This is a genomic window from Kitasatospora arboriphila, assembly GCF_039528095.1.
In the GTDB taxonomy this organism is placed as follows: Bacteria; Actinomycetota; Actinomycetes; order Streptomycetales; family Streptomycetaceae; genus Kitasatospora; species Kitasatospora arboriphila.
The window spans coordinates 26,033-34,196 of record NZ_BAAALD010000074.1 but is presented as its reverse complement, the minus strand read 5'-3'; the positions used below and the strand labels follow the sequence as shown (position 1 = coordinate 34,196).

4 protein-coding genes and 1 pseudogene are annotated in these 8,164 nt (G+C 74.1%); 2 read left to right on the top strand and 3 right to left on the bottom strand.

The window, feature by feature from the left end:
• Positions 1 to 608: ArsR/SmtB family transcription factor (locus ABD353_RS29170; RefSeq protein WP_344626682.1), on the top strand; the 608-nt coding region annotated here is incomplete at its 5' end.
• Between the two features lie 143 nt (positions 609 to 751).
• Here the strand turns inward: ABD353_RS29170 and ABD353_RS29165 are convergent.
• From ABD353_RS29165 to ABD353_RS40560, 3 genes and pseudogenes are all read right to left on the bottom strand, one after another.
• Positions 752 to 1,522, bottom strand: a complete 771-nt coding sequence (locus ABD353_RS29165; RefSeq protein WP_344626681.1) for a leucyl/phenylalanyl-tRNA--protein transferase — start codon at positions 1,520 to 1,522, stop codon at positions 752 to 754.
• A complete protein-coding gene (locus ABD353_RS29160) occupies positions 1,519 to 4,518 on the bottom strand; it encodes a non-ribosomal peptide synthetase (protein WP_344626680.1) in 3,000 nt (999 codons plus the stop codon). Before ABD353_RS29160 ends, ABD353_RS29165 begins: the two co-directional genes overlap by 4 nt.
• Before the next feature lie 75 nt (positions 4,519 to 4,593).
• Positions 4,594 to 4,734, bottom strand: a pseudogene (locus ABD353_RS40560) (MbtH family NRPS accessory protein); the annotation flags it as partial.
• 253 nt (positions 4,735 to 4,987) lie between these two features.
• Here ABD353_RS40560 and ABD353_RS29155 point away from each other — a divergent pair.
• Positions 4,988 to 8,047 (top strand): putative bifunctional diguanylate cyclase/phosphodiesterase, encoded by a 3,060-nt coding sequence (locus ABD353_RS29155; protein ID WP_344626679.1) that lies wholly within the window; start codon positions 4,988 to 4,990, stop codon positions 8,045 to 8,047.
• The last annotated feature ends 117 nt before the right edge of the window (positions 8,048 to 8,164 follow it).

Genomic DNA, 8,164 nt, shown 5'->3' with positions numbered 1-8,164 from the left:
CCTCCGTCTTGCCCCGCCCCGCCGGTCCCCCCGCGCCGACCGCGACCGGGCACCTCAACCGGCTGGTCGACGCCGACCTGCTCGCCGAGGAGCGGCAGGGCCGCCACCGCTACGTCCGGCTGGCCGACCCGCAGGTGGCCGAACTGGTCGAACAGCTCGCCGCGCTGGCCCCGGGCCGCCCCGAACGCCCCGCCACCCTCGCGGCGGACGGCCGCCGGCGCGCCCTCGCCCACGCCCGGACCTGCTACGACCACCTCGCCGGGGCGGTCGGCGTCGCGATCACCGACGCGATGACCGCCCGGGGCCTGCTCGACTGGACGCACGGCCTGCGGCTCACCGCCGAGGGCCAGGCCTGGCTCGGCGCGGCCGGGGTCGCCGTCCCGCCGGGCGGCCGCCGGCCGGCCGCGCGGCCCTGCCTGGACTGGACCGAACGCCGTCCCCACCTGGCGGGGGCGGTCGGCGCGGCCCTGTGCCGGCACGCCCTCGCCGAGGGCTGGGTCACCCGGATCGGCACCACCCGGGCGGTGGCCGTCACCCCGGCCGGCCGCCACGCCCTCCACGAGACCCTGGGCCTGCCCGACGCCCTCCTCGCCCCACCCAGGACCTAGCCCACGAGCACGGGGCAGCCGATCAGGGGCGCGGGGAACTGTGCAATTCGGATGTGGGCCGCCGTACGGATCAGGGTCCGGCCCGGGTTCGTCCTGATCATCCACGGACTGCGCAGTCCCCCGCGCCCCCCCGGGGGATCCCCTCACCCCAGGCGGGAGACCGGGCGTTCCTCGCCCGGGGGCGGGCCGGCCGGGGTGCCCTCGTCCAGCAGGGCCCGGTACTCGCTGCGCGGCATCGGCACCGCGCCGAGGCTCCGCACGTGCGGGCTGTCCCACTGGACGTCCAGCAGCACGCCGCCGCTCTCGCCGAAGCGCTGGGCGAGGTCGACGACCGCCACCCGGGCGGCGTCGGGCCGCAGGCCCACCATGGAGTCCAGGCTGAGCACCGGCCCGACCCGGACGCCGAAGGCGCCGCCGACCAGTTCCCCGTCGTCCCAGACCTCGATGCTGTGCGCCCGTCCGTGGGCGTGCAGGGTCCGCAGCGCGGTGCGCAGCTCGGGGGTGAGCCAGGCGGGGCTGCGGCCTTCGGCGCAGCGGTCGACGACCTCGCCGAAGGCCTTGTCGGCGGTGGTCGTCCAGTCGTCCCGGTTGCGGAGCCGGCGGGAGAGCCGGCTGCCGAGGCGCGCGCCGCCGACCGGGACGACCGGCCTGGGGTCGGGCGACCACCAGGCGACGCCGTACGCCTCCTCGCCGGCGCCCGCGGGTAAGGCGATGGCGCCCTCGGCGACCTCCTCCTCGTAGCGGGCCTCGTTCATCCAGAGGCTGTACTCGTCCTGGGCGGGCATCGGGAAGGCCCCGGCCCGGTAGGCGGCGAGCAGGGAGTCGGGGCCGAGGTCGGCGCAGAAGGCCACCGGGGTGTCGGCGGGGGCGCGGCCGAGGTCGACCGAGGCCCACCATCGTGCGGTTCCGGTCACGCGACGTGCTCCAGCTGTCCGCTGGCCTCGAGCCGGTCGAGGTAGAAGTCGAGCAGTTCGGCGTCGACGGGCGGCAGTTCGATGCCGGCCCGGGTGAGCGCCCGGGTCGCGGCGGTCCGGGTGAAGTCCGGGAAGGTGGGCCGGAAGTACATCTCGCTGATGGTCATGTCGGTACCTTCGGCGCGGTCGACGAAGAGCGGGACGAACGGGGTGATCGGGTGGGTCGGGTTGGCGGTGGCGAAGCCGATCAGGCGCCGCACCCACTCCCGGTACGGCAGGTGCTCGACGGGGCGGCCGCGGGAGCGGATCCGTTCGGTGAGGTCGCCGAGGCTGGCCGGGGCGGGGTTGGTCAGGTGCAGCACCCGGCCCTCGGCGGGTTCGCGGGTGGAGACGACCGCGAGGGCGCGGGTGAAGACGTCGGCGGGCACGAAGTCGAGCGGCAGGTCGACGTCGGGGCTGGTGCCGCTGTCCCACAGGTAGCGGATGATCGCGGAGAGTTCGGTGCCGGGGTTGATGACGCCGTGCCGCAGGTCGCCGGTGACGTCGTTGACCCGGTGGACGGTGACCGGCAGGCCGGCCGCGGCCGCGTGGTGCAGCAGCGCCTCGGCGACCCACTTGCTCTCCACGTAGCCGACCGACAGCCGGTCGGCGTGCGCGAGCGGGCTCTCCTCGGTGACCTGCCGGATGCCGGCCGGCCCGTACCCGGCGAGGACGGCCATGCTGGACAGGTAGTGCACGGGGATCGCCCGGGAGTGCCCGGCGAGCCGGATGATCTCGCGGGTGCCGGCCACGTTCGCGGCCCGCAGCTGGTGGTACGGGTAGAGGAAGTTCACCTGGCCGCCGAGGTGGTGGATCAGGTCGACGGTGCCGGCGAGCTGCTCGAAGCGCAGCCGGCCGAGCCCGAGCAGCGGTTCGGCGAGGTCGCCGACGACCGGCACGACCCGGTCGGAGTGCAGGTCGCGCAGCAGGTAGCGCTGGTGGGCGGCGCGCAGCCGCTCCAGGCCGTGATCCGGGTCGGGGGCGCGGACCAGGCAGTGCACCCGGGCGTCGGTGGTCTCCAGCAGGGCGCGCAGCAGGTGGGTGCCGCAGAAGCCGGTGGCCCCGGTCAGCAGGATGTCGGTGGGCTGGTGCCAGCGCGGGGCGCTGTGCTCGGGGGCGCGGTGCACCGGCACGCCGAGTTCGGCCTCGGCGGCGAAGTCGATCCGCTGGCCGGGCTCCGCGGGCAGGGCGCCGCGGGTGTCCCGGGCGACGGCGGCGAAGGCACCGAGGGTGGGGTTCTTCAGCAGGGCGCGGGTGAGGGTGCGGATCCGGTCCACCCCGATGCCGAACATGATCCGGGCCCGGGCCAGCATCTCCATCGCGAGCAGCGAGTTGCCGCCGAGTTCGAAGAAGTCGTCGTCGGGGCCGACGTGCTCGACGTCGAGGATCTGCGCCCACAGGTAGGCCAGACCGGCCTGCACGGTGGCGCCGGGGCCCGCGCCGACGGTCGTGGCCGCGGACGCGGGGGGCCTGGAGCCGCGGGCCAGCCCGATCCGGTCGATCTTGCCGCTGGGGGTGACGGGCATCTGTTCGACCGCGACGAAGGCGCTGGGCACCAGGTGGTCGGGCAGCCGGGCGGCGAGGTACTGCCGCAGGTCCTCGGGCTGCCCGTCGCGGGCCGTGTAGTAGGCGGTGAGCGCCCGCCCGCCGCCGTTGGCCTCGCCGGCCACCACCCGGACCTCGCCGACCTCCGGGTGCTCGCCGAGGACGGCCTCGACCTCGCCCGGGTCGACCCGGTAGCCGCGGATCTTCACCTGGTCGTCGGCCCGGCCGATCAGTTCCAGGGTGCCGTCCGGCCGCCAGCGGCCGGTGTCGCCGGTGCGGTACATCCGGCCGCCGGGGGTGCCCGCGTACGGCTCGGGGAGGAACCGCTCGGCCGTCAGCTCCGGTTGCTTCCAGTAACCGCGGGCCAGCCCGGGCCCGCCGATGTACACCTCGCCGCGCTCCCCGGGCGGCACCGGGCGAAGCCGGGCGTCCAGCACGTGCACGAAGGTGCCGAGCAGCGGCCGTCCGACCGGGACGGGGGCGTTCGCCGGGGCGGCCAGCAGCTCGGGGTGTATCTCGCACAGCGTCGAGGTGATGCCGGTCTCGGTGAGCCCGTACGCGTTGAGCAACCGGGTGCCGGGCAGCCGGCGCAGCGTCTCGCGGCAGTCCTCGGCGGGGACGGTGTCGCCGCCGACGACCAGCAGCCGCAGCGCGTGCGCGGCGGGGCCGTGTTCGGGCAGCACCGCCAGCAGCCGGTGCCAGTACGTGGGCGTCAGGTCGGCCACGGTGATGCCGAGTTCGGGCAGCCGGTGGGCCAGCTCGATCGGTGCCCACGGGTGCCGCCCGCCGAGCACCAGCGTCGCACCGTTGAGCAGCGGGGTGAATATCTGTTCCAGTGACGTGTCGAAGCCCAGCGCGCCCAACTGGAGCACCCGGTCGGCCGGTGACAGAGCGTAGGCCTCGGCGATCCGCGACAGGGTGAACACCATGGTGCGGTGACTGACCGGTACGCCCTTGGGTTCGCCGGTGGTGCCGGAGGTGTAGATCAGGTAGGCGAGGTCGTCCGGGTCGGTGAGGTCGGGCGGCGGCACGGCGGTCGGCGGACCGGCCGACCGGTACGCCTCGACCAGCACGGCCGCGGGGAAGAGCCCGGCGTGGTCACGCGACGTCACCACCGGGCCGCCGCCGGAGTCGGCGGCCAACCGGGCCAGCCGCAGGTCCGGGTGGGACGGGTCGAGCGGCAGGAAGGCGCCGCCGGCCTTCAGCGCGGCCAGCAGTGCCACCACCATGTCGCCGCTGCGCTCCAGGCACACCGGCACCACCGAGTCGGGTCCGACGCCGAGCGCGCGCAGTTCCTCGGCCAGCCGGTCGCTGCGGCCGTCGAGTTCGGCGTAGGTGAGCGGTCCGTCGTCGCAGAGCACGGCGAGCGCGCCGGGGCGGGTCGCGGCCTGTTCGCGGAAGAGCGCGTGCACCGTGCGTCCGGGGGCGCCCGGCCCGGTCGGTCTCAGGTCCTGCCAGCGCGCCCGGACCTCGCGGCGGCATTCCGCGCGATCGCCCGGTCCGAATACGCTCCGCCATCCCTCGGGCACCGGGAGTTCGTTCGTCCAAATCGCATACTGTCCATCTCCGTTCACCAGGACGAGATGGGGCCCGAAATGGGGGGATTGCGCGTGATTCGACAGCTCCACCGGCGACGACCTCGACAGACGGCGGATGGATTAACCGGAAATATCGGGGAGCGCACGGCCTGGGCCCTGCACGGCCGCGGCCTCCGCCGCCCGCCACGGACCGCCCCCGATAATCTCGACTATAGGCACCCGTGCCTTGCTATGTATGATTGGGATCGCCCCAATTCTTGAGCGGTTCAGCTCACCACCTCCGAGGGAGGTAGCTGGGTTGACACGTCGACGACAGCGGCTGACGGTCTGTTATATCGGCTTGATGGTCCTGCTGACGGTTGTCTACTACCGTTTTCCCGCCGACCGCATCATCTGGTGGACGGGCATCGGGCTGAGCAGCTTCGCCGCCATCGTGGTGGGCGTCCGCCTCAACCGGCCCGCCCACGCGGCGTCCTGGTACCTGCTCGCGGTCGCCAACCTCAGCTTCACCATCGGCGAGGTCGTGCAGGTCATCCAGACCAACTACCTGCACCAGACCGCCTTCCCCTCCCTCGCGGACGCCTTCTACCTCGCCGAGTTCGTGCTCTACGCGCTCGGCGTCTGGGGGTTCATCCGCTGGCGCACCGCGCACCAGGACCGCGGCTCGCTGATCGACGCCCTCACGCTGACCGTCGGCCTCGCCCTGCTCAGCTGGATGTACCTGGTCGTCCCGTACGCCAGGAACCCGGAACTCACCTGGTTCCAGAAGGCCGTGTCGATCGCCTACCCGCTCGGCGACGTCCTCGTCCTCGCCATGCTGATGCGGCTGCTGGTGCCGCGCGGCGGCAAGAGCCCCGCCGTGGTCCTGCTCACCGTCGGCACGGTCGGCCTGCTGGTCTCCGACGTCCTCTACGGGCTGATCCAGCTGCACGGCGTCTGGCGGATCGGCACCCCCGTCGAACTCGGCTGGGCGGTCCTCTACACGGCCTGGGGCGCGGCGGCCCTGCACCCCTCGATGGTCGAGCTCACCAGACCCATCCCCACCCAGCCGCCGGACATCAGCCGCGGCCGGATCGCGCTGCTCGCCGTCGCCTCGCTGATCGCCCCGACCATGCTCGTGCTGGAGGTCACCCAGGGCGACGCCGCGAACGCGGCCGTGATCGGCGGATTCTCCGCCGTGCTGTTCCTGCTGGTGCTCTCCCGGCTCGCCGGGGTCGTCCTCAACCACCGCCACGCCGTGGAGCGCGAACGGGTGCTGCGGATGGCCGGCGCCTCGCTGGCCGGCGCCGTCACCGTCGAGCAGGTCGCCGACGCGGTGCGCACCGCCGCCTCCGCCCTGGTGCCCGCCGAGCCCGCGCACGTCGCGCTGCTCGCGGTCGGTGACGAGGGCACGCTGCGTGCCGACGGCGACGGCCCGATCGAGGTCGAACCCGTCCGCGAGAGCCGCCTGGTGCCCGTCGCCACCCTCGACGCGGGCCTCGCCGCCCGCCTGGAGGGCGCCCCCAGCGCCCTGATCTGCCCGCTCGTCCTGGAGAAGCGCCCCTCGGGCGACCCGCTGATCGGCGCCCTCGTCGTCGGCGGCACGGAGCACCGGCTCACGGCTTTATGGGGCACCCTCGACATCCTCGCCGGGCAGGCCGCCCTGGCGGTCGAGCGGGTGGTGCTGAACGACGAGATCAACCGCCGCAACAGCGAGCTGTACTTCCGGACGCTGGTGCAGAGCGCCTCCGACGTGATCCTCATCCTGCGCGCGGACGACACCATCCGGTACGCCAGCTCCTCGGCGGACCGCGTCCTCGGCTACCCCTCGCTCGACGGCCAGGCCCTCACCGACCTGGTGCCGCCGGAGGACAGCCGTGCCGTCAACCAGGCGCTGCTGCGGATGCGCACCCGCGAGCAGGCCGAGCAGCGCGAGCACTGGAGGCTGCTGCGGGGCGACCGCACGGTGATCGAGGCCGAGGTCCGCTGGAACGACCTGCGCGACGACCCCACGGTCGGCGGTCTGGTGCTCACCCTGCGCGACGTCACCGACCAGCGGCAGATGGAGCGCGAGCTCACCCACCGGGCGTTCCACGACTCGCTCACCGGCCTGGCCAACCGCGTCCTCTTCCAGGACCGGGTCGGCCACGCGCTCTCCCGCAGCGGCCGGCGCGGCACCGTCACCGGCGTGCTCTTCATCGACCTCGACGACTTCAAGGTGGTCAACGACACCCAGGGCCACGCGGTCGGCGACGAGCTGCTGGTCGCCGTGTCGCTGCGGATCTCCACCGCGCTGCGCACCTCCGACACGGCGGCCCGGCTCGGCGGCGACGAGTTCGCCGTGCTGGTCGAGGACGCCCTGTCGCCCGCCGACGTCGGGGCGACCGCCTCCGCGGTGCTCGCCGTCTTCGAGGAGCCGTTCAAGCTCAGCTCCGGCGCGGTCCGGGTGGCCGCCAGCGTCGGCGTGGCCACCACGGAGGACAGCGACGACGGCGCCGAGCTGCTCACCCACGCCGACCTCGCGCTGTACTCGGCGAAGGCGGCCGGCAAGCGGCAGTGGTGCCACTACCGGCCCGCGCTGCAGGCCGGCCTGGTCGAGCGGCACGAGCTCAACGAGAGCCTGGACGAGGCGATCGCCGAGGCGGCCTTCGCGCTGTACTACCAGCCGATCGTCGACCTGATCTCGGGCGGCCTGGTGGGCTTCGAGGCGCTGGTGCGCTGGCCGCACGAGCGGCGCGGCATGGTGCTGCCGGAGGAGTTCATCTCGCTCGCCGAGGAGAGCGGCCAGATCGTGCCGCTCGGCGCCTGGGTGCTGGAGCGGGCGGTCGCCGAGGCGGCCCGCTGGCAGCGGCAGACCCGGGAGGAGCGGGCGGCCGGCGGCCGCGGCCCGCTGCGGGTGAGCGTGAACGTCTCCGGCCGGCAGTTCCGCGACGCGGGCTTCGTGGACACCGTCCGCCGGGCCCTCGACCAGAGCGGCATCGAGCCGTCCACGCTGGTGCTGGAGCTCACCGAGACGGTGCTGATGCGCCGCGACGAGCGGGTCCGCACCGACATGCAGATGCTGGGCGACCTCGGGGTGCAGATCGCCATCGACGACTTCGGCACCGGCTACTCCTCACTGAGCTACCTGCGGGAGTTCCCGATCTCCATCCTGAAGATCGACAAGTCCTTCATCGACGGGCTCGGCCACTCCCAGCAGCAGTACGCGCTGGTCGAGGGCATCGCGCGGATCGCGGACACGCTGGGCGTGCAGGTCATCGCGGAGGGGATCGAGAACACCGTCCAGCGCGACCTGCTGGCCGCGATGGGCTGCCCGCTCGGCCAGGGCTACCTGTTCGCGCGGCCGCTCACCACGGACCAGGCGGGCCTGCTGGTGCAGGAGGACGCGCGGCCGGCCGGGCTGCACATCGGCGGCCGCGGCTGACCGGAGGGGACGGGGCCGACCCGGCGGGGGAGCGGTTGCGGTGCGGCGGGGGAGCGGTGCGGCCGTGGCGGGGGAGCGCTGCGGCCGCGGCGGCCCCGATTTGATCATCTGGCAGGC